This window comes from Bacteroides sp. Phil13 (assembly GCF_001940965.1).
GTDB lineage: Bacteria > Bacteroidota > Bacteroidia > Bacteroidales > Bacteroidaceae > Bacteroides > Bacteroides intestinalis.
Map to the genome: position 1 here is coordinate 1 of NZ_MSHA01000054.1, position 23,603 is coordinate 23,603.

The 23,603-nt window shown below is 44.4% G+C and carries 17 protein-coding genes and 1 pseudogene; 2 read left to right on the forward strand and 16 right to left on the reverse strand.

The window, feature by feature from the left end:
* From BWI44_RS10360 to BWI44_RS10385, 6 genes are all read right to left on the reverse strand, one after another.
* Nucleotides 1-530, reverse strand: a 530-nt coding sequence (locus BWI44_RS10360; protein WP_286813229.1) for a family 43 glycosylhydrolase, incomplete at its 3' end; no start/stop codon positions are given.
* 12 nt (nt 531-542) lie between these two features.
* Nucleotides 543-1,931, reverse strand: a complete 1,389-nt coding sequence (locus BWI44_RS10365; RefSeq protein WP_195209579.1) for a family 43 glycosylhydrolase — start codon at nt 1,929-1,931, stop codon at nt 543-545.
* 73 nt (nt 1,932-2,004) lie between these two features.
* Complete coding sequence (locus BWI44_RS10370; protein WP_007660871.1) at nt 2,005-2,388, reverse strand: L-rhamnose mutarotase; 384 nt, start codon at nt 2,386-2,388, stop codon at nt 2,005-2,007.
* A 101-nt stretch (nt 2,389-2,489) separates the two neighbouring features.
* Nucleotides 2,490-4,175 carry a RagB/SusD family nutrient uptake outer membrane protein gene (locus BWI44_RS10375; RefSeq protein WP_195209578.1) on the reverse strand — a complete coding sequence of 562 codons (1,686 nt, stop codon included), beginning with the start codon at nt 4,173-4,175 and terminating at the stop codon, nt 2,490-2,492.
* Nucleotides 4,176-4,199: 24 nt separating this feature from the next.
* Nucleotides 4,200-7,277 (reverse strand): SusC/RagA family TonB-linked outer membrane protein, encoded by a 3,078-nt coding sequence (locus tag BWI44_RS10380; RefSeq protein WP_195209577.1) that lies wholly within the window; start codon nt 7,275-7,277, stop codon nt 4,200-4,202.
* A 91-nt stretch (nt 7,278-7,368) separates the two neighbouring features.
* Nucleotides 7,369-9,009 carry an alpha-L-fucosidase gene (locus tag BWI44_RS10385; RefSeq protein WP_195209576.1) on the reverse strand — a complete coding sequence of 547 codons (1,641 nt, stop codon included), beginning with the start codon at nt 9,007-9,009 and terminating at the stop codon, nt 7,369-7,371.
* A 219-nt stretch (nt 9,010-9,228) separates the two neighbouring features.
* On the opposite strand from BWI44_RS10385, the gene BWI44_RS10390 reads away from it, so the two are divergent.
* Complete coding sequence (locus tag BWI44_RS10390; protein ID WP_195209575.1) at nt 9,229-10,086, forward strand: helix-turn-helix domain-containing protein; 858 nt, start codon at nt 9,229-9,231, stop codon at nt 10,084-10,086.
* A 267-nt stretch (nt 10,087-10,353) separates the two neighbouring features.
* On the opposite strand, the gene BWI44_RS10395 is transcribed toward BWI44_RS10390, so the two are convergent.
* From BWI44_RS10395 to BWI44_RS10420, 6 genes are all read right to left on the reverse strand, one after another.
* Nucleotides 10,354-11,607, reverse strand: coding sequence for a family 8 glycosyl hydrolase (locus BWI44_RS10395; protein WP_195209574.1), 1,254 nt, complete (start codon nt 11,605-11,607; stop codon nt 10,354-10,356).
* 22 nt (nt 11,608-11,629) lie between these two features.
* The gene (xyl3A, locus tag BWI44_RS10400; RefSeq protein WP_138292218.1) at nt 11,630-14,221 is read right to left on the reverse strand and encodes a xylan 1,4-beta-xylosidase; all 2,592 of its coding nucleotides are present in this window, start codon (nt 14,219-14,221) and stop codon (nt 11,630-11,632) included.
* 230 nt (nt 14,222-14,451) lie between these two features.
* Nucleotides 14,452-15,678, reverse strand: coding sequence for a THUMP-like domain-containing protein (locus BWI44_RS10405; RefSeq protein ID WP_195209573.1), 1,227 nt, complete (start codon nt 15,676-15,678; stop codon nt 14,452-14,454).
* A 12-nt stretch (nt 15,679-15,690) separates the two neighbouring features.
* The gene (locus BWI44_RS10410; RefSeq protein ID WP_007660834.1) at nt 15,691-16,821 is read right to left on the reverse strand and encodes an AAA family ATPase; all 1,131 of its coding nucleotides are present in this window, start codon (nt 16,819-16,821) and stop codon (nt 15,691-15,693) included.
* A 78-nt stretch (nt 16,822-16,899) separates the two neighbouring features.
* The gene (locus BWI44_RS10415; RefSeq protein ID WP_138292214.1) at nt 16,900-18,057 is read right to left on the reverse strand and encodes a zinc metalloprotease; all 1,158 of its coding nucleotides are present in this window, start codon (nt 18,055-18,057) and stop codon (nt 16,900-16,902) included.
* Between the two features lie 62 nt (nt 18,058-18,119).
* The gene (locus BWI44_RS10420) at nt 18,120-18,785 is read right to left on the reverse strand and encodes a M15 family metallopeptidase (RefSeq protein ID WP_138292213.1); all 666 of its coding nucleotides are present in this window, start codon (nt 18,783-18,785) and stop codon (nt 18,120-18,122) included.
* Nucleotides 18,786-18,945: 160 nt separating this feature from the next.
* On the opposite strand from BWI44_RS10420, the gene BWI44_RS10425 reads away from it, so the two are divergent.
* Entirely contained in the window at nt 18,946-20,412 is a 1,467-nt protein-coding gene (locus BWI44_RS10425; RefSeq protein ID WP_138292211.1) for a catalase, read from the forward strand.
* A gap of 156 nt (nt 20,413-20,568) precedes the next feature.
* On the opposite strand, the pseudogene BWI44_RS10430 reads toward BWI44_RS10425, so the two are convergent.
* The 4 genes and pseudogenes from BWI44_RS10430 to BWI44_RS10445 form a co-directional block, all read right to left on the reverse strand.
* Nucleotides 20,569-21,060: pseudogene (locus BWI44_RS10430) on the reverse strand (glycosyl hydrolase 2 galactose-binding domain-containing protein); the annotation flags it as partial.
* A gap of 192 nt (nt 21,061-21,252) precedes the next feature.
* Nucleotides 21,253-22,467: a sodium ion-translocating decarboxylase subunit beta gene (locus BWI44_RS10435; RefSeq protein ID WP_009130245.1), complete on the reverse strand. Its 1,215-nt coding sequence runs from the start codon at nt 22,465-22,467 to the stop codon at nt 21,253-21,255.
* 8 nt (nt 22,468-22,475) lie between these two features.
* The gene (locus BWI44_RS10440) at nt 22,476-22,907 is read right to left on the reverse strand and encodes a hypothetical protein (RefSeq protein ID WP_044533410.1); all 432 of its coding nucleotides are present in this window, start codon (nt 22,905-22,907) and stop codon (nt 22,476-22,478) included.
* A 100-nt stretch (nt 22,908-23,007) separates the two neighbouring features.
* Entirely contained in the window at nt 23,008-23,460 is a 453-nt protein-coding gene (locus BWI44_RS10445; protein WP_117706115.1) for a DUF8440 family protein, read from the reverse strand.
* Nucleotides 23,461-23,603 lie beyond the last annotated feature (143 nt).

The following is a 23,603-nucleotide window of genomic DNA, read 5'->3' on the forward strand; positions in this document are numbered from 1 at the left end:
CCGACAAAGTAGGCTTTTCCGTTGTCGTCCCACATTGCAGTACAATCGTCCCAGCCTGCTTCGGCAAGAAGTGGTGTCAGTGGTTCCCACGGACCTTCGGGGTGAGCGGCAGAGGTCATGAAGTACCCTTCGTCGGGTGTACCGAAGAATAAGTAGAAACGCCCGTTATGATGGCGGAGGGTTCCGGCCCACACGCCACGGCCATAGCGGTCCATGCGGGTCCAGTTCAGGGATTCACTTATTTGGGTCAGGTCATTTATAATATTGCTGCATATTTCCCAATTTACCAGGTCTTTGGAATGTAGCAGCGTCATTCCCGGAGAGAACTGGAAGGTGGAGGATATCGCATAATAGTCTTCACCAACCCGGATACAATCAATATCGCTATAGTCTGACGGAATGATGGGGTTCAGGTAGGTACCGTCTTCCTGGTCGCCCCAGTTTTTCCAGTTCCCCCATTCGGTTTGTTGCTGCCCCATCAGGCAGCCGCTAAAATATACGCACAAGATTAGTGCTAATAGGTGTTTCATAATAATTTCTTATTAGTAAATATTCCATTCCCAAATTCCTTTCACTCCCTCTGATATCTTTATCCTGAGATACCGGTATTTCTTGTCCGGTGCATCCGTATGTGGTGACTGTATTCTTATATCTTCATGTCCTCCACAAACTTCCCATATCTTTCCATCATTCGAACCTTCAAGCAGATAGGCATGTCCGGCTGTGGGACGCACAAAGTAGACTTCACTGCGGCGCACCTTCCTGGCTGTTCCCAAATCTGCAACAATCCAGCTTTCATTATCCCTATCAGCCGCCATCCATCGCGAGCCATTGGCCCCGTCTGCTGCAAAAGCGGGAACAAAATATTCTGTTCGGCGGCACAAAGTATCCTTCATCGGTTTGATGTGTAAAGACTCTGCTGTGCTGGACGCATAAATGGTGTCTATCTTTATTTTCTTCTCCCGCTTTACCTTCCGCAAGGCGCCCACTCCTTCCAGAGTAAGTTCGACAGACCGGATAGTGCCGTCTTCATTAAATTCCAATCGGTTTACATAAGTTTGCCGGTTTGTACTACGTCGTCCAAACTCCAGATAAGCGAAATAATAATCATCCGTTCCTTCCGGATTGAATACACAACCATGTCCCGGGCCGAAGACCCCCTTCTTATAATCAGTCGTGGAAATGATATCCTGCTTGGGAAATTCAAACGGCCCCATTGGAGAAACTTTGCTCATCACATAGGCGTACTGATACTTTTCGTCCCCTCCAATGGTGTATAAATAATAGTATATTCCTTTTCTTTTAAAGAAAATGGGTCCTTCGGAATATTCTTTGTGGGGAGTGGAGATCATTTGAATGTCTGAATCCACCGTTATCATATCTTTATTAAGTTTAGCCACATGCCTGCGTCCCCAGAACACATAAGCCTGACCGTCGTCATCAATAAACACCTCGGCATCAATGCCTCCGGGATCTTCTGTTTGTAATAAGGTGGAAATCGTGAAAGGTTTATGAAACTCATCTTTTCCACGGGCCAGCCTGAAAGGACCATCCGGGCTATCCGCTACTGCGGGATACATATATCCGTTTATTGTCGGATAAATATAGTATTTGCCATTGGCAGCGACAGCCTTGCTGGGTGCCCAGTACTTTTCTTTCGCGGCAGAAGGGAAATAAGTACCGTCAAAGCTCCAATGAACAAAGTCCTTTGATTTCCATACCACAGGCGGTCCCGAAGTTTCCAATCCCCGGCCATATCCGTCAGTGGTAGCATAACAATAGAACGTCCCGTTTATTTCCTGAATGCTTGCATCTGCAATCATGTCAGGTATCAAGGCGTTACCGAAAGGATTGTCTGCTCCTGTCTGCGCTGTTAGTGGCTCTGAAATCAGAATCCCTAACATTAAACTGGTAAAAAGACTTTTCTTCATAATATTATAATCGTTTTAGGGTTACACCTGCTTTAAGAAAAAGCAAAGTAAAGCTTTTCTATCAGAATTCTTACTATTCATATAGATGAAACATTCGCTCCATCAGTTTCCATTTCTCAGCAGAGGTGCTTGTAGGTACACACTCCTGAAATTTGGATACATACTCTTCCCATTCTGCTTGTCTGGGTAAATGAGAAAGCTTGTCCATAGCTGTTTCCCAATCGAAGTCAAGCGGTGTTTCTATAATCATGAATAACCGGGAACCTAATATATAGATTTCCATCTCTAAAATACCTACTGAACGAATGCCGGCTCTTATTTCCGGCCAGGCTTCAGGTTTGCTGTGGCACCTAATGTACTCCTTAATTAGTTTTGGATTGTCTTTTAAATCCATAGTCTGGCAATATCTTTTTACCGGGCAATGGTATTCCTTCACTTGATATCCTTTATTTGTCATAATCTTATTGCATTAAAAAACTATATAATAATATAAGTATCCGGAGACAAAGTTCCGGATACTTAACCATACCTATTAATTACTTGTCCATTAAATAAAAACTAATTGTATCCTGTATTCTGTTTGAGGTTCTTATTGACATTCAGATCATTCTGTGGTATTGGGAAATAACGGTTATGAGGTGACCAGGTGCGTTTCTCAAACTGATAATACATGTCTTCATCAACCGGAGAAGCTGCAGTTCCGCTTCCCCGATAATTCCGGGCTTTGGGATCGTCTGATAGTTTAACGCCTGTGAATGTATGGTTCAACTCTTTTTCGGCAATGCCCCAACGCAGTACATCATAATAACGCAGGCCTTCAAAAGCCAGTTCAACCCGCCTTTCTTTGCGGACAGCTTCACGGATTAGTTCCTGAGACATATTGGCTTTTTCAAGCTTTGTTAATTTTACACGGTCACGAATGTCGTTTATTGTAAGGTCGAGAATGTCTTGGTCTACGGCACTTGGTTGAGCTTCGTTCAAGGCTTCCAGATAGCTTAGCAATACTTCTGCATAACGCATTATCGGCGTATAAGTGGGAGTAGCTCCCAAATTGTTGATTATGGAAGGGTCACATCCTTTCTTGGGGCAATAACCATTAAACAGGGCAAACTTGTTATAGTAATCTGAAGTGTTGGCACCTTTGAAACAGTCGTAGGTTATATCATTATATTTGGTTCCCGGATAACTTCCCAATGGCGGCAAGAAGACGGACGCATATAAACGTAAATCACGATTTGCATAGGGGTCATTTTCATCATATACTTCAGATGTTTTTATATCCTTACCATCTGTACAAAAGTACTCTTTGACCAGTTCATTATAAGGGGCAAATTGGTGCCAACCACCGTAAGCAGCCTCAGGATACAAATATTGATAACGTGAATTTGTATATAAGTCCTTTACTCCCATGATGCAGAATATTGTTTCAGGACTATATTCTCCGCCTATCTGGAATAGCTTTTCATAACTATCTTCACCATAACGGCGATCTAGTTCATATGTTCCGGAATCAATGACGCTACGCAAAACAGCAGCGGCTTCCGACCATTTCTCTTGTGCCAGATAGAGACGGCTTAACAGTACTTGTGCTGCTCCTTTCGTGAAACGTCCATATTCTTCCGACGAGTATTTGGTTGGCAATAGATTGATGGCTGCTTTCAAATCAGTTTCCACCTGGGCATAGACGTCCGCTTGTGGAGTTTGTGAGATGGTGTTAGCTTCTTCTACTGACAATGTTTTCAATGGCATCGGTACATCTTTATAATAAAATGCAAGATTGAATAAGAAATAGGCACGCAGGCATTTCACTTCGGCTGACCAGATTTCTTTTTTATCTCCATCCATAGGACAGTCCGTTATATTTTCCAGGAAGACATTGTATTTGGCTATCTGGGTATAGGCGTTTCCCCAATACCAACGCAGATTACCATTAGTGGCGACTGTGTTGGAACTTGCCATCAATGTGGAAAAGTTTTCTTTTTCCGTACCATTTCCTCCGGCAAAGTCTAAATAGAGCAATCCTTGTGGGGTGGCAAAATCATCATGCGACCAGCCGGTCTGGAAACGATAGCATCCGGTTAATGCCAGCATAGCATCTCCTTCACCTGTCCAAAAGCTACCATCAGAAATAGATGAAGGAGGTTCTTTATCTAATAAGTCTGAACAACTTACTGTTACCAATGATAAAGCCAAAGTAACTAAACAGGCTTTTATTATTTCTAATGTATGATATATATTTTTCATATTGTTCTTGATTGAATCGTTAACTTAGAACTTGATATTAAATCCAAATGAATAGATGCTATTGATAGGATAATAGGATGGACCATCTCCTGTAGCAATTTCATTTTCCGGGTCCCAACCTTTATAGAAACTGTTGAAAGATAACAGATTCTGCCCGCTCACATAGACACGTACATTTTCCATTCCTATTTTCTTTGTCCATGTTTTTGGGAAGGTATATCCTATTTGCACATTCTTCACACGCAGGAAACTGGCATTACGTACCCAGTAATCAGAGGTCTGAAGGTTTGTATTATTCATATTCAGAGTTTCCAAACGTGGATATTCTGCCCATTTATTGGGATTTGCTTCTGTCCAGCAATTATCTGCCTGCCATCTCTGGATTTGTCCGCCATTGTAAAATGCATAGGCCATATAAGAACCGATGAGGCGTTTGTGTCCTCCCAAACCTTGCAGTAAAGCGGAGAAATCGAGTCCTTTGTAAGATGCTGACAGATTCAGACCATAATAGAATTTAGGGGTGGTGCTTCCTAATACGGTGCGGTCATATTGTGCATCCACTTTGCCATCAGGCACTCCGTCAGGACCGCTGATGTCTTTGTATTTCACATAGCCCGGTTTTAGGCTTGATTTACCAACCAATTGTTCGGGAGCTGCATCTATTTCAGCCTGGTCTACGAATAAACCATCTGTCTCGTAACCATAAATTATTCCGATAGGTTGTCCCACAATACGGTTATTATTGATTTCTTCAGTAGCACCATTTGCCAGTTTCTCTACGGCATTCTTTACCCAGGTAAAGTTAGGAGAGATGCTAAAGCGGAAGTTACGTCCGATTTGTCCGTTATAAGTAAGATTCACCTCGATACCCTTATTGGACACAGCACCAATGTTTGACTGTCCAACCCCGCGTCCCATTATGCTGGATACTTCTACCGGTGCCAGAATGTCTGAGGTATATTTATAGAAGTAATCCAAAGTACCGGTAAAGCGTCCGTTAAACAGACTGAAATCCAAACCGATATCCGTGATAGCTGTCTTCTCCCAGGTTATTTCCGGATTATTATAAGTTCCTGCGGCAGCGCCGGGTTGCAGGGCGGCAGGATTGCCAAAGGGATAATCTTGTCCAAGGCTGTAAGTTTGTTGATACGGATAGACACCGATGTTTTGATTTCCCAATACACCGTAGGAAGCACGAACCTTCAGATTATCGAATATATTAGAAACGGAACTGTTTTTCCAGAAGTCTTCTTCTGAGATTCTCCATCCGGCAGATACGGATGGGAAGATTCCCCAACGATGTCCGTCTGCAAAACGGGAAGAACCATCATATCGCAAATTGGCTTCCAACAGATAACGGTCTTTCAGTGAGTAATTGATACGTCCGAAGAAAGATAATAATGCGTATTCTTCCAATGAACTGTTATTCGTAGCTGTTGCTTTGTCACCTGAACCTAATTCATACAGATAATTATTGGGGAATGTATTTCTGTAACCTTCTAACCCTCTATTGGCTGATTGCTCTACAGATGTACCTGCCAGTAACTTAAAACTATGATCTTTTATCCGCTTTTCATAAGTAGCCAATGCTTCGAAAGTAGTGTACGTATTGTTGGCTGTCCAGACATTCAAGGAAGCCGGTCCCACAGTCTTGCTTTCATCAAAATAAGTATCCGCACGATAAGCTTTATCATATTTAGTCCAGTAATTAACCCCTGCTTTTCCGATGAAAGAGAGTCCTTCAACAGGAGTGTCCCATTTTAACTGTCCGGAAGCACTGATATTTCTATTGATGTTTTGTACGAAAGATTCACTTGCCAGCCATGCCTCCGGGCTGTAATTGTCCTGATACCCAAAACTGCCGTCAGACTTCTGGCCTGCATAGATAGGACCCTGGCGCACGGCATATCCTATCATCCCATCAATACTTTGAGGCTCTCCATTGGGAGCATTGTATTTATTATTATAGGCATTGATATTCAGGTTGAGGGTAAGTCCTTTGGCTATTTCACTTTTCATCGTGAATAATGCTGTCATACGTTCGTTAGAAGTATTTGCCGTCATACCTTCCTGGTTGCGGTAGCCTATTGATAAGTTGTAGTTCGTTGTGGCATTACCGCCTTGTATGCTGACGTTATGCTGATGTTGGAAACCGGAACCTGACTCCAATAACCATTTCAGATGATTTACATTAGGATAATTATCGGGGTCTGAGCCGTCTTTGAATTTCTGTATCTCTTCAGGAAGGTAGGCATCTTGCTTATCCATATTGCGCATAGCCATATTGTAGTATTCTGCATACTCCCATGATGGTAGGAAATCCGGTAACTCCGTGGGGCGTTGCCAACCAAAAGAATTACTGTATGTGATGGTGGTCTTTCCTTGTACTCCCTTTTTGGTTTCAACCAGGATGACACCATTAGCGGCACGGTTACCGTAAATAGAGGCTGAGGCGGCATCTTTCAGGAAAGAAATACTCTGAATGTCGTTAGGATCTATATCGTCTATATTCCCAGATAAACCGTCAATCAATACTAACGGATCTGTTCCAGCATTGGAGAAGGTACCTGTACCACGTATTTTGACCGTTGCTCCTGTTCCAGGACGACCGGAAGTTTGTAAAACACTCAGTCCCGGTGCTAAACCTGCCAATGCTTGTGCAGTACTCATCACAGGTTTGCTGGCTAAGTCTTCGGCCGATATGGAAGATACAGCCCCTGTCAGATTCACCTTCTTTTGTGTACCATAACCTACGATGACAACTTCTTCCAGCTTCTTCGTATCTTCTTCCATAATGATGCGAAGCTGCTTATTCTCTTCTGCCTTTATCTCCTGAGGAATATAACCTACATAACTGATATGGAGAATATCTCCGGTTTTAGCTGTTACGGTAAACTTACCATCCAGATCGCTGACAGTTCCATTATTGGTACTTTTAACCAATATGCTTACCCCAATCAGGGGTTCGCCAGAAGAATCGGTAACTAAGCCTTTCACATTGTTTTGCACTTGTGCCCAAGTAGCGTTGCTAAGATGACAAACCAATAGGATCATTATGAATCTCATTGGTTGCATAAGTCCATACGTTAATCTGTTTCTCATAATTTTAATTGATTATTGGGTTATTTTTAGGGTATAACAAGAGCTTATCGACTTAAAAAAGCCGATAAATACTCTCTTATTTCTTATGATTTTATTTCTTTATTTTAAAGACGGGAGCTATGTTGTTGAGCTTTTTCTCCGGCAGATTAATGGAAAGCCCTTCTGCTGTGCGGTTGAACCGTACCGGTCCATATCCAAGCAGTTCTACCTTCCTTATCTTTTGCGGAAATAGTTTGCTGTCGGCAGCTAATGATTTGATGATTACATTTCCATTTTCCGGCCAAGCCAGAACCGTGGCATATAAATCCTTCTTGGTTTGGGTAAAACGGATCTCTTGTGCCGTAGCTTTGCTATATGCTCCTTCGTTGAATCCTTGTGCATTGATTTTGATATCGGCTTCGGCTATCGGACCTTCGCCGAACACTTCCCAAGGTCGGGTGCTGTAGATAGCTTCTTTATTGATATTCATCCATTCGCCGAATTCATTCAGTATCTTTTCTTCTTTTTCATCAAACGTACCATCGGCCCGCAATGGAACACTGAGAAGCAGATTACCATTCTTACTTACGATGTCAATCAACAGTTTTGCGACATCCGAGGCTGATTTATACCAGTTATTCTCATAGACAGATGTAGTGTAATGCCATCCGCCAATGCATGAACAGGATTGCCAGGGTCGCTCCATTATTTCGTTGGGTGCACCGCGTTCTACATCCCAGACGATGGCTTTGCGTTGGTTTTCATCCAATATCTTACTCAACATGACGGCTTCTAACTTTCCTTTGTGGGTTGCCATATTATGGTTATAGAAGTGGGCCGCAATCTTTAATCCGGCATCACTGATTGGATAGAATGGGGCTACGGTGACATCAAAATAAATCAGATCGGGATTATAACGGTTGATGGCATCTACGGTACGGTCATAGAAGTTTGTGCAGTATTCCTGAGTAGGCAAGCATGCCCCGTTTCCCCAGGCCCATTGGCTATGAATCATGCCATCCGCCCAGCTACCTTTACTCATCGGATGGTTTTGTGCATATAGGTCCTGAGGGTCGTATCCTTCCCACCATTTACCTTTGCCGTCAGCTTTTGTTAAAGTGCCATCGTAAGGAACACCGGCTTTAGGTCCGTGTCTGTCATAACGTTGGGAGGGTTCGTACCAAGTCCAGGCATGGTCAGCATGGAAACTGATACCAAATGGAAGTTCGTACTTGCGTGCAGCTTTTTCCCATTCCGCCAAAACATCACGTTTCGGTCCCATATTTTTTGAATTCCATGGTTGGTATTTACTGTCCCAAAGGTCAAAATTATCATGATGGTTACCTAAAGCGAAAAAATACTGCGCCCCTATTTTCTTATAGAATGCAATCAGTTCATCCGGATTCCATTTTTCTGCTTTAAATAAAGGGATGATGTCTTTAAAGCCTACTTCAGAGGGATGTCCGTAGTGCTCTACATGATGTTTATATTCTGATGTTCCTTCCATATACATGGAGCGTGCCATCCAGTCGCCCGAACCTTCTACACACTGAGGTCCCCAATGCGCCCATATTCCGAATTTTGCGTTCCTAAACCATTCGGGAACCTGGTAATTCTCCAAAGACTCCCATGTAGGTTGGAATTTACCTTTCATCATAGGTTCGTTCTTTTCTGAAACCGGAACCTGATAGTTCTGGGCAGATAAGGTTCCTATTGAAAGAACTAAAGAGGCTAATAAAATTTTCGTTTTCATAGGTATCAATTTTGTTTCTATTGTACATTGCAAAGATATGTATTAATTAATAGTTGTAATAGGATTAAAAAGTGTTTGTATTAGAAAATATCGATGATATAAACAGGATATATCTGATATGATAGGATAAAAACGATTTTTATATTGAGAATATCGATAATCGTTTTGAATGATAAAGAAATTCACCTACCTTTATCGAGTTACTAAATACGATATACTATGGCACTATTAGTTGATAAACTACACCCTTTGGTATTAAATGTAGGTTTGGCTGTACATAATGCAGATTGGAACTGGAAGAATATAAATAGTCCGTTTACACGTTTATATTATATAACGGAAGGAACTGCTCAGATACAGTTATCAGGAGGTACACAGATATTAAAGCCTAATTATTTGTATTTCATCCCGGCATTCACTGTGCATAGCTATATCTGTAACTCCTATTTCTGTCATTACTACCTGCACATTTATGAAGAACATCAGTCAGATTCCAATTTATTAGATGAGTGGGAGTTTCCGGTTGAGATACCTGCCGGAGATTTGGACCTGGCTTTGTTTCAGCGTCTCTGTGCAATAAACCCTCACATGAGTTTGCCTAAGTCGGACCCTGCAAGTTATGATAATAACTCGATGCTCATGCAGAACCTTCTGAAAAATAAGCAACGGGCATTATGCGACAAGGTTGAGTCGCGTGGCATAGTATACCAATTGCTGGCACATTTCCTGAAACGTGCGCAAGCTAAGGTGGAAACTAAAGATGACCGGATAGAGAAAGCTATTCTTTATATACGCAAACATATCTATGAGGCTATAGACCTGACAACTCTGTCTGAGAATTCATGCTTGTCGAAAGACCATTTTATCCGTTTATTCAAAAAAGAGACTGGTGTGACCCCTTCAAAATATATCAATCAGAAGAAAATAGAAAAAGCACAACTCATTCTGGTAACAGATGAGATGTCTGTAAAGAATGTGGCTTTTTCTCTTTCTTTTGATGACTATTCCTACTTTAATCGTTTATTCAAGAAGGTAACAGGACTTACTCCGCAGGAGTATCGTAATTCTTATCATTAACGTTATTTTAACCGACTATTTTGAAAGACAACCTTAACCCGTTGGCGGAATTAGAGGCTGTTCGGTATTCTGTCAGAGCCGTACCAACAACGGATCAAATCCCTATTTGCTCCGTACCATCTTCGGGTAGAAGTACCTCTATCCGAAGATGCTACGGAGTTGGTATGGACCTGATGTTGCCCAACTCCTGACTTGGTCTCTATTCGGGTATGGGGAGGAGACCGTTAATTCCGCCAGCGAGTGGGAAGAATCCTTGTAACTCATTCTTCAGGGGAAGATGATGCGGTAGTTTCCACTCAGATGCATGAAGGCGAAGAGGCGGAGCAGTCCGTCATAGTAAGCATCGAAGTATCCGTCTTCATACGGCTCGTGTTTTGCGTTCCATAACTTATCTACGAACTCACGGCTTTTCTCGTGAGTGCACATCAGTGAGGCGGCGGCAGAAGTGGCTACCAAGCCTAAAGAGTGTCTCAACGCCTTGTGTTCTCCGGCTTTGAGGGTATCTTTTACCTGCGTACCATCTATGTTGTACTGATCTACGAAGGTATCAATGCCCTGACTGTAGAGAAAGTTCTGGATTTTATTGCCGTATTCCTGTTGCCACTCTTTGTCGGCACATGCCCAAGAGTAATCTAAAGCAATATTCATCGGTACACGCCAGGAGTCGAAGCGGAAAGCATCCCCAATAATGCGGTTATTGTCCAGCAGGCTGCCGTCATAGTTGTTGTAATCGGGGTTCAGACCGGTTACGGGGTGGATGCTTTTATGCAGGTATTCACGACTGCGTTCGGCACATTCACGCCAGAAGTCGGCTCTGCCATCATCGGCCCAGCGTGCCCATACTTCATAGAAAGCGGGTACATGATAAGATGGATCGGTGAAGAGGCCACCCCGTATGTCGGGGACGAAGGTGATGAGCTTATGCTCTACGTTGATAAAAGGCATTACACGGTCTGTACCATCTTTCTCCATGGAACAGTTCAGGATATTCCGGGCTTCGGCAAGGTAGTCGATACCGGTGTCATTTCCCCAACGGTTGGAGGCGAAGATGAGGGCGGTTACATAGTAAAGCTCTCCGTCGGAGGCGGGGCCTTGGGAGTTACGGGTACCGTCCGTCTTGCAGCTCCAGGCGAAGTACCCTTTCAACGGACCTTCCTGGTGCTGCATGTACTTTGTGCCCCATCGCCAAAGGCGGTCGAAAATGTCTTTACGGTCGAACTGGACAGCAATCATTAATCCGTAAGACATACCTTCGGTACGAACATCGTGGTTCTTGATGTCGCTGATGTATGCCATGGAGTCGCCTACTTCGAAGTAAACCTTGTTCGGACCGTAGAATACGCCGTCGAAGACGGATTGGAGTTTGGCATCGATATCTGCCTGTTTGTAACCCATCTCGGCGAAAAGATTCCGGTACTTTTGCGTTTCAAAGGCACCTTTATCCCAAGGCTTTGTAGGGTCTGCCTGGCTGCACGATGTACCGGCGATGAGGCAGAGGAGAAGATAGAATAAGTTCTTCATAGGAGTAACTTTTATAGAATCATTATTTGATAGTGACAGGAATGGATTTTAGCTGTTTCAATTCTGATGTACCGCCATACAGTATTTCATACTCACCTTCTATCGGTCGCATTGTATTGGTACCCGTATCGAACCATTCAAAGTTTTCTTTGCTTAGAGGTATGGTAACCTGATTCGTTGTACCTTTAGCTATCGCTACGCGTTTGAAGGCACGGAGTGCATGCGACGGTCCTTCCTTATCACCCGGACGGCGCAGATATACCTGTACAACTTCTTCACCATCGTATTTACCAGTGTTGCTAACAGGGATGGTTAGAGTGACTTGTTCTCCGTCCTTGATTTCCGGTGTATTCAATGAAGCGTTTCCATATTGGAAAGTCGTATAACTCAATCCATGTCCGAAGGGGAAGAGGGGAGCTTCCGTCATGTAACGGTAAGTGCGTTCTTTCATGGAGTAATCTTCGAAGTCCGGCAATTGGTTGGTGCTCTTATAGAAAGTCACCGGAAGACGCCCGGCCGGGTTATAATCTCCGAATAGAACGTTTGCAATGGCCGTACCACCTGCCTGACCGGGATACCATGCCTGCAAGATGGCATCGCATGTTTTTGTTTCGGGAGTCAGGGCAATGGCAGAACCGGAGAAGTTGACAAGTACAATCTTCTTCCCAGCTTTCTTTAGTTCGGCAAGCAGACGGCTTTGGATAGACGGAAGTTCGATGGTTTCGCGGTCGCCTCCCTTGAAACCGGGGATGTTGACGTGCATTTCTTCGCCTTCCACTGCAGGGGATATACCTCCGGCAAAAATGATGATATCTGCTTCTTTCACCTTATTTATAGTCTGCTTCAGGTCGATGGGAACTTCGCGTCCCATATCGAAATCGAGTGCGGCATCACGGTTGCGGAAAGCAAAATCAATCTTGATATGATATTCTTTTCCGGCTTCTGCCTGGAGGGTGTAGACTTTTGCATTATTCTTGAAGTTCATGCCTGCGGCAACTTCCTTGCCGTCTATGGAGAGTTTTGTTATCCCTTGAGTCTGGAAGCGGAAGGCGATGTCTTCACTCTTGACGGGGCGGAATACGGATTCGTAGCTGGCAGAGAAATCTTGCAGGTTGATGCCAGCTGCAAAGGTCGTGGCACCGGTGGTGATGAAGTGGAAGGGGGTGCTGATGTGATTGGTTACATCCGGTGTTCCTTCCTGTTTCGTATTGTTCCAGTATTTGGCGCTGAAACCTTGTTTGCCATCCATGTTGCATTGCTGGAATACGCTTTGCAAAGTAACGTCGGAGGTCAGGTCGCATCCGGGTTCATAGATGATCTGTGATTCGGGCAAGTACTTGCGGATACCTTCCAGTAGAGTAACGGTATGTCCGGGGAAGCCATTATAGTTACCCCATTGCATTACGGAGTCATTGGCGTTGGGACCTACGAGCGCTACTTTCATACTTTTGTTTAGAGGCAGTATATCTTGGTTATTTTGCAATAACACAAGACTTTCACGTGCCATGCGGAGTGCCAGTTCACGATGTTCCTTACTATCTACTACACTGTAAGGAATCTGTGTCCAGGATACTTGCGAGGGCTCGTCCATTTCGCCCAGCTCAAAGCGGGCTTTCATCAGGCGCTTCAGTGAGATATCTATTTGATTCTCGTCAATCAGGCCTTCTTTTACAGCTTCGGGCAGTGATCCGTAGCTATCTCCGCATTCTATATCTGTTCCGGAGAGTACTGCCTTGGCTGAGGCATGTTGTTTGTCGGGATCGGTTTCATGAGCACCCTTATTGTAGAAGTCACTGATTGCCCAGCAATCCGACACTACTATTTCTTTGTATCCCCATTCATCGCGGAGGATTTGCATTAACAGGCGATTACTTCCACAGCAAGGTTCACCTTCAAAACGGTTGTAGGCACACATCACTTCTTTGACATGGGCTTTTTGAACGAGGTCTTTAAATGCAGGCAGATAGGTTTCCCAAAGATCACGCGGGTCGATGTTCTCGGCATTGAAACTGTGACGGTTCCATTCCGGACCGGAGTGTACGGCATAGTGCTTGGCGCAGGCATGCAACTTGTCATACTTCTCCCCTTCAGGACCTTGCAGTCCGCGTACGACTGCTACTCCCATCTGGCTGGTGAGGTAAGGGTCTTCTCCGTAAGTTTCTTGCCCCCGTCCCCAGCGCGGGTCGCGGAAGATGTTGATGTTGGGTGTCCACATGGTCAACCCTTGATAACGCTTCAATCCTCCTTCTTTGCTGAACTCGGTGGTTTTGGCGCGTGCTTCGTCCGAAACAGCAGTGAATACGTCGTAAAGTAATTCGTTGTTGAAAGAAGCTCCCATGCCGATGGCTTGCGGGAATACGGTTGCCAGTCCGGCACGTCCTACGCCGTGTAGGGCTTCGTTCCACCAGTCATAGGCTTTTATGCCCAGTCGGGGAATGGCGGGAGATGTGTTTTGCATCAGGGCGGCTTTCTCTTCCAGTGTGAGTCGGCCTACCAGATCATTGGCACGCTCTTCCGGGCTTAGTGCCGGGTTCTTGTAGGGAGGTTGTGAACAGGAAAGGAAACACAAGCAAAGGCATCCGATTCCGGTGAGCAACTGAAGTTTCTTTTTCATGATAGTAGTGCGTTTTTATAGTTATTAATGAACTTCTGTTTCGTCATTGTGGATGACGATTACAAAAATAGGGAGAAAAGGGGATTCAAGGGAAGAATCGTATTTCAGATAGTTGAGCCTATGTTACAGATTTCCTTCGGATGTTACATCTTGTTTTGCTGGGGTTACATTCAACGAAAAAATGCCCTGTAACAAGTATTTTTGGGAGGGGATATTGTAAATTGGTAATGTTAGTTTATGCTATCTATTTTCTCACAGCGGATCAGTACTTTCCGTTCATTGTTCAAGGTGGTAGCAAACAGATAAACATTTCCGCCTTCGCCTAACTTAATCCGTTTACGAAGTTCCGCTACTGAACTAGGAAAGTTCCGGACTGTGATATTGGCTTTCTTTATGTCCCCTAATACGGTTTTTAGTTCTTTCTTATTCAATGTGCACATATTGGTTATCCGGAAACTTCTTCCGGGAAAGTTCTCTATCAATGCATTGGAAGTATAGAGGTGGCTGTTGGGGTGCAGCTTCTTTATTTTATATCTATAAGCTATATTGCGGAAAGCACCTGCTTTGAGGATAGATGCATTGGGTTCATACAGATATTTATCTAAAGTATCGGTATATTCACTTGGACTTGATAGTTCCTGTTCGCGGGTGAAGGTGAAGAATTGCCCGGTTTTCTCTATACTGCTTCCATCTTTCGTTTGCAGGTTGATGCAATGAATAGGAATATTTTCTGCGGCAATGGAGTCGTGTGCTAAGATAAGTAAGAGTTCCTTGCACTCATTATTTACAGAAATAATATGCGCTTCCTGTACGTGATTTAAATCCTGAATGGCTAAAGACAAGTCGAGCATAGGGGAGAGCTTCATCATGATGTGGTGTGCTTTTTCGAGCAGTAGGGGTTCCAGTTCTGCTACATTCGGTTCACAGTCGGCAATGGCGACGGTCTTACCGCCGTGTCCGTCGCGACGGGCAGGGTCAATGAATATCCAGTCAACAGAAGACATTTCTTGCAGATGCCGGATGGAGTCTTTGTTTTCTATCCAGATATGGTTCAGGCCCAGTAGCGGAAAGTTATGCGAAGCAATCTCACAAAGTGCTTCCTGTCGTTCCACATAGGTGACGTGATGGAATTTAGGAGAGAGAAAGGCGCAATCTATACCGAAGCCTCCGGTTAAGTCGGTCAGTGCAGCGGATGAAGACTCCGGAATGATGGATGCTTTATATCGTGCCGTAGCTTCAGAGGAGCATTGTTCTAAGGGTAAGTGACGGGGATACAGAATGCCTTCTTCTGCATACCAAGATGGCATTTTCTCTGCTGCTGACTGTCTGCCTGCTATCTGTGTCAGTGCGACAGGCATATCCACATTGGGATACTTCGGTGCTTGCAGAGCCAGGTTGCGTACATCATCCTTGCAGTGTTCACGTATAAAACGAAGGGTTTCGTCATTCAATTCCATAAACCTTGTCGTTTAGTAGTTTCTTTGAAGCCATAGCCCGAAGAAACGGTCATAAATCTGATAGGCCCCTGCCTCTTGCGTGACAAAATCCTTTTCCAACAGCCCTTTTAATGCCGATTGCACGGAGCTGGAAGATGGTAATCTATATTTCTTAATGAATGCACCGGAGGTGATAGCGCTTGCTTTTCCTTCTTTGGTTATGGCAATGAGCAATTCTTTTTGTTTTTCGGGCATTCGGAAAAGGGTTTCGGAATAGGTATATTGAAATGAGCCTATGATTTGGCAGATGGCTTCCTCTACCATCGAAATATCGGCAACCTGATTGACAGGGGTCATGTCATAAAGGGTGTGCAGTACTTTCTGCATGTACCAGGTTATACCATCGAAATATTTGTATATGTGTTCGATGGCTTCTTTGGATATAGTCTTATTTGCTTCTTTGAAATGTTTCTGCGCAAATTTGATGTATTCTTCTAAAGGAATGCTTTCCAGATGCATCATCGATACGCTCTGATAAAAGGGACGTGATGCTGTCAGGAATATATTACCCATAATGTGCCTCTGGCTTCCGGCAAAGATGAAGTGGGCATTGTTGCAATGTTGCACATAAGTACGCAGGATGGCTTCTACATTGTCTTCTGCATAATTGGTGATTTGCTGGAATTCGTCAATGGCTACGATACAGGGCTTGTTGGCCTGTTCCAGATAATGAAATATTTCATCCAATGTAGCATCCGGAGACTGGATGTCTCCCAAGCCTAAATTGAATGAAGGGTTACCATTAAAGTCGAATGTCAGACTGGCTTGCAGTGACTTCATCGTTTCCCAGAAAGTCTGTATCGCTTTCTTGCCCGAGGATTTTAATGACTCAATAATTTCTTTACTAAGGGCAAACACAAACTCACGCAGAGATTTAGTTGCATATATGTCAATAAAGAATGTGTAATATGCCTTTTGAATTTCTTTACTCTGGAAGCAATGACGTATCAATCCTGTCTTACCCATTCTTCGCGTTGAGATTAATGCGATATTATTACCATTGGTCATTTGGCGGATAAGTATCTCACTCTCCGCTTTCCTGTCACAGAAATAGGCGGGGGATATGTATCCGTTTATAATGAAAGGGTTTCGGATGATTGGCATGGCTTCTTTACTTTATGATGATTATGCAAAGATAATTATTATAAAGTAATAATGCAAAGAAAATAATAATGGCTTCACTTAAATCTGTATTTGTGCTTCCCGAAGCATCGTTTCCATGATATCCAGATCAGAGTTGACTTCACCTTGCAGCAAATATTTGTCCCGTTTACGGACTACCTTCTCATAAATCTCCTTCGCACGCTCTGGTCGGTTCTCCCAATACAAGGCAAGGGCACACAGCAAGCGTTGTTTGGAAGACATCATAATCTTATACCGCTGGATGTATCTCTTTGTCCTGTCTGTATAAAGTCGCTCCACTTCTTCTTGTCTTCGTTCGCCTATCAGTTCGAGGAACAAGAGTTCGCACTCGATTTCTTTTACGTATAATCCTACAATTTCTTCTTTGTGTTGCTCTATCTCGCTGAAAAGAACCTGTGCTATCTTGAACTCTTTCCGGTCGACATAGCGCGAGATATAGAGTAACTTTACGGCAACTTGCATGATATTCTTATAGTCTGTCACTTCATCGTTCGGGAACCATTCGTCCGGCATATCTTTCAGTCTCATGCCTTTCTGAACTTCAGCGTTGACGGCTAATTGAAGGGCCAGGTACTTCCGGGTATTCAGGTCGCGGTGCATCAATATCAGGTTGTAAGCATCATTCGTGATGCCCGACATTTTCAATGGAATGCCGTTCATCAGCGCCAGGAAGAAACCGCAGATAAAGGAAAATAGGAGGAATAGATGCAGGGGTAACGGCAGTTCAGGGTACGAAATCCAAAGAATAAGTGCGATGATTCCCGTCAACAGATTCATCAGTACCCCGCCTGCATTGTACCAGAAGTAAGGCGTTTGTTCGTAAGGCTTATCCGGTGGGGAAAGCAGGCATTGGCCGCCTGTGCCGGAGATGGAGAAGCGTTTGAAGCGGAACTTTCCACCTTCCTTTATCAGGGTGAGGCTGCCCACACGGAAAGAGACGAACCGGTAGCCGGTAGCAAGCCCGAAAATCAGATGTCCGCCTTCGTGCAGGATGATTTGTACGAAGACAGCAAGTATGAGGCATACCAACGACAGGATACAGGAGAGCAATAATCTGCTGAGCTGCACATTCCCCATGTTGCCGAAGAATTCACTGAGTGTGGTTTCCGTAAAGAATGTAATGCAAAGCACCACTGCACTGAAGCCGATGCATGCACCGAACAGGGTGGAAAGTATAAGTTTGAGAGCTTGTTTCATAGTTCTATGGATGAAGTTCTTACTTGGTTTGTCTGCACAAATATAAAGGAATATGGGGAACTTTAGGGTATAACCTTGTATTTTTGTTTAGCTTCCTGTCGGCTGCACCAGTTGAAATGCCACCATTCGCTGGATAAAGCGCGAAAGCCTGCGGTGCGCATGACGCTACGCAACAGCAACCGGTTGGCCTGTTCCTGCTTTGTTATTTTTCCGCTTTGCACCAGTGCGGCTTCATTGGTGATATGTGCTTCTGGACCGAGGTGGTCTACTTTTGTACCCATCGGCAGGGGGACTCCCGCCTCATCCAGTATGCTGATGTCTACTGCCAGACCGTAGTTATGCAGTCCTCCGCCACGTGCCGGGTTGGAGACGTAGATATATTTGGAAGTGCCTTTCACCACATTCCACATCTTTTGCTGTACGCTCATGGGGCGGGCGGCATCATATACAATGAGGCGATACGTGGGGTGATGTTTCTTCAGCTCTTGTTGTGCTTGCAACAATCCTTTTAGGACGTCGGGGTGTAGATAGGCTTCGTGCAAATCTTCATAGAGGACTTTTCCGGTGAAGTTGTCTGCGCGGGTATACATCAGGTCTATGACGATGCTACTGTCTGCTTCAGCGATGTTCACCAGTCCGATGCTCTCCAGATATCTTGCAGTTTCGCTTTTCTGGGCGGATGCGGGGATGAACCAGAGGGAAAGTAGAAAATAATATATGTACTTCATACCTTTTTTCTTTGCCTGCAAAGGTACGAATTCCTGTTGGATTAGGCGTCTTGTGCGGATACATAGATTTTGTATATCTGTCCATAGAATTTATCTGTTTGATGTGAACTTAAGAATCTTTACATTTGTTCTATATATTAGTTCTCTAAACAAAAATACCATGGAAAAGAAAAAACTTACATCTGCTAACGGGCGCCCGATCGCCGACAATCAAAACACTCAAACTGCAGGACAACGTGGTCCTGTTATGATGCAAGACCCCTGGTTTCTGGAAAAACTTGCACACTTCGATCGTGAAGTAATCCCTGAAAGACGTATGCATGCCAAAGGTTCCGGTGCATATGGTACATTTACCGTAACACATGACATCACAAAGTACACCCGTGCCGCCATCTTCAGTGAAGTGGGCAAAAAGACGGAGTGCTTCGTACGTTTCTCCACCGTAGCCGGTGAGAGGGGAGCGGCGGATGCTGAACGTGATATCCGTGGTTTTGCCATGAAGTTCTATACGGAAGAAGGCAACTGGGATTTAGTGGGAAATAATACTCCTGTATTCTTCCTGCGTGATCCGTTGAAGTTTCCCGATTTGAACCATGCTGTGAAACGTGACCCGCGCACTAATATGCGTAGCCCGAACAATAACTGGGACTTCTGGACCTTGCTACCTGAAGCGTTGCATCAGGTGACCATTACCATGAGTCCCCGTGGTATTCCTTATTCTTACCGCCACATGCATGGTTTCGGTAGCCATACTTATAGTTTCTATAATGCTGCCAACGAACGTATTTGGGTGAAGTTCCATTTACGTACCCTGCAAGGCATTAAGAACCTGAGCGACCAAGAAGCCGAAGCTATCATTGCCAAAGATCGTGAATCGCACCAGCGTGATTTGTACGAGAGCATTGAAAAGGGTGACTTCCCGAAATGGCAATTCCAAATTCAGTTGATGACGGAAGAGCAGGCAGACGAATATCGCATTAACCCCTTTGACCTTACGAAAGTATGGCCGCACAAAGATTTTCCCTTGCAGGACGTAGGCATCCTGGAGCTGAATCGTAATCCGGAGAATTACTTCGCCGAGGTGGAACAGGCTGCTTTCAATCCGCAGAATATTGTGGAAGGTATCGGTTTCTCTCCCGATAAGATGTTGCAGGGACGCCTCTTCTCTTATGGTGATGCGCAGCGCTACCGCCTTGGAGTGAATGCGGAACAGATTCCGGTAAATAAACCCCGCTGTCCGTTCCATGCTTACCACCGTGACGGTGCCATGCGTGTAGATGGTAACTACGGCAGTGCCAAGAGTTACGAACCCAACAGCTACGGCGAATGGCAGGATTCTCCTGAAAAGAAAGAACCGCCTTTGAAAGTTCATGGTGACGTTTATAACTATAACGAACGTGAGTATGATGACGATTACTTCAGCCAGCCGGGTGATCTTTTCCGCCTGATGACTGCGGAGGATCAGCAACTAACATGCGAAAATACTGCCCGTGCCATGGGTGATGCCGAACTATTTATTAAGCAACGCCACGTGCGTAATTGCTATAAAGCGGATCCTGCTTATGGTACAGGGGTAGCTAAAGCCTTAGGTATAGACTTGGATGCAGCTTTGAAAGAAACTCGATAACCATAGAAAGTTCTGAACCCCTCCGGAGAATTGGCTTACTTCGGAGGTTTTTTTCATACTCAATACTCATCACTCAGCGAAACGATCTTTAATTGTTTCTCGAGTACGTTTTGCGGTAAACCGGTGTGGATTTTTACTTTTACCGAACTTCTCGGCGTATACCGGGCGCCAGATGCCTGAAGTAACCAGTCGCGGACCCCAGTCCCAACCGTAATGATAGCCCGCCTTGCGGGCAAATACGCTGACTTTCTTATTGAATACCCCGCCATTTTCGGACTGATCGTTGCCCGCTTCGTACTGAAAGGGCAGCGCTTCCCACTTGGGAATGTCCACCTTGATGGGTGAGTGGAGATAGATTTTCAATACATTCTCGCCGGCTTCCAGATGGGGCTTGATGCCGATCCTCCATTCGCGGAACATATTATTGGCTTCCAGTATCTTCTTCTCGTTCAGATACACATCAGCATACGTATCCAGTCCCTTGAAGACAAGTTCGATGTTCTGCCTCTCCATCATCTCCGGGGTGAGGCGGAAGAAAGGATCTTCAATAATTTTGTTGTCCATCAGATCGGTGTGTACTACACCGGGCACGGTGGCAGGATACCAGTTGTTGAGTCTGGCTTGTTTAAACTTCCAGTCCTCGTTCATCTCTTTTCGGAGGGGGACGGCTATGAGGAGGGCACTACACAGGAGTGATGAGGTCAGTACTGACGCTCGCTTCAGGTTCAAATTCGGCTTTTTCATATGTATAAGATGTTTCTCAACCCAAAGATAATAATAATAGGCGCGAAATCTGCAGATTCCGCGCCTAAATCAGTGTACCTTTACTTTATAATTATCTTAAAGATATGGAATGATCGTGATATAAATACCCGTAATAATAGCCGAAGTGATGACCCCGGAGATATTTGCCCCCAAGGCATCCCCCAGAATAAACGAGTCAGGATTATCCTTACTAACCAGCTTTTGAGCTACCTTTGCTGTAGTCGGCACACAACTAACAGCTGCAATGCCGATCACCGGATTATAATTTCCTTTCTTAATGAAGTACATGATGTATCCTCCCATAATGCCACCGATACCCGAAAGCAACAGTGCCACTATACCCAATACCAGCAATTTCAGAATTTTCGGATCGAGCAGTAAATGTGCATCACAGAGCACGCCCAGCAATACGCCCAACATAAATGTAGAGCCATAAAGCAGCGGGCCGCTGACGAAATCATAAATATGCTTCATGCCTGATTCACGTACGGCAACTCCCAGGAAGAGAGAGAAGAACAACGGCGAAGCCACCGGGAACAAGAAGCACAACACTGCACACAGCACAGCCGAGAATGCCAGTTTCACCTTGGCATCGTAGTTTTTAGGTGCTTTCTTCGAAGTCATCTTGATGGCACGCAGGCGTTTTGGAACCAGTAACTTCACCAGATATGGGTAGCCGCCATACGTTAGTCCCAGATACAGATAAGCCACTACTGTGATAGGTACAAATAAATGTTTGGCCAGAGCCAGTGATGTGAACAGAACCATAGGACCATCTGCACCTCCTACCATAGCTACAGAAGCACTTTCTTGCAATGTCAGTCCAAGGGCAGAAGCTACGGGTATAGTCAGGAAAGTCCCCAGTTCCGCACACAGCGCCAGGAAAAGGCTGACAAAAGGCTTCTGCAACAGAAAGCCCACATCCAGCAGCGTGCCTATCCCCATAAACACAAAGCAAGCTATCAATCCGTTGCTGAACGTCAGTGTATAGACAGGTTGCAAAAAGTCTATCTGCATCGTATTCATCAGGTCGTCCGTATCCGAAAGCATCGGATCGAGAAAGAGGTTGCCTAATGTGCCGTCCGGCATGAAAAGTGTTCCACAATTGATGGCAACCATACCCAGCCCCATCGGAATCATTACCATAGGCTCAAGCACTCCTTTCCAGCCCAGATATATGAGTAACAAACCCAAAAGGATTAAAAACACACGGGCTGATGCAAGTAGGTAGCCACTTTCCATCATTGTTCCAAAACCTTGGAATAGGGTCGCGAAATCTATATTTTCCATACTATTTCTTATTTGGTCTTACCGGTAGATTTTCCGGACTGTTTCTTATGATATAACATCTCTTCTTGTTGTTTCAGATACATCATGTGCGTATCTTCGGGATAGTAGTAATCCATCAGGTTAGCGTTGGAAACTCCGGCGCTTACTCCATGATAATATCCACGATAATCGGAAAGCTCACGGTTGACTCCGCGGCTGAACTCTTCGCGTTTATCGTTGTAGAGTCCGTCTTCTTCCATAGGGATATCCCGTATCATGAGCTCCACCTTCTGGCGCAACTTGCGCAGGCGCCGCAGGCGAAGCAGTTCTTTCTGGTGTGAACTGTAAAAGTCGAATGAGTCGGCAGCAACGGCAATCATTTTGATAATGAAAGCCACGAAGAAGCCGATCACGAATGTAAGCCCCATCATTTCGAGGGTGGTTATTAATAAATCGAGCATAGTAATTACATTAATTTAGATGTGAATAAACAATAGGTTGACCCAAGACATGCCAATAGCATACCTCCGGTAAGGGGGGAGTAACAAGTAGAGTGATGGTTTAAATCAGAATATGCTTCAACTCATAGACGTAATATCCGTAAGAATAACGGATAGCGCTGGGAGTGAAAGAGAGGCTGGCATTTTGTTCCACCGGTAAATGGGTGGAGAATATACGTTGCATCTGTCCCACGGACGGATGGATCTTAAGCTTCAGTAATTTCGAAAGGGCATTAGCTTGATTATAAAAGTTCTCCTGAAAGAGGATACCGTTGATTTTACGTTCATTGTTTTCATCATTAAAGAACGGGCGGTGAGCAATGGTTGAGTAACAATCTGCTGACATTGAAATGAAACATCCTGTTTGTGTAGGGGTGACGGAAGTATCTGTCGAGGCTTCGGTAATCATCCGAAGTGCCGGCTGTTCCTCTTGCAGAATGACAGACATTCCTAGTGAGAGGCACATAAACAGAAATATATAGTGTAGATGTTTCATCATAGCGTCCGTAAACATAACAAATATCTTTGTGTAATGTTGCTTTCCTCCTCAAGAAAATTTTGTTAAATAGAGAACGGTTTCTTTGTGTATGTTCTGCAAATGTGTATATTTGGAATAATATATCTAAATATATTGTAAACCACAATAATTCAAATTCC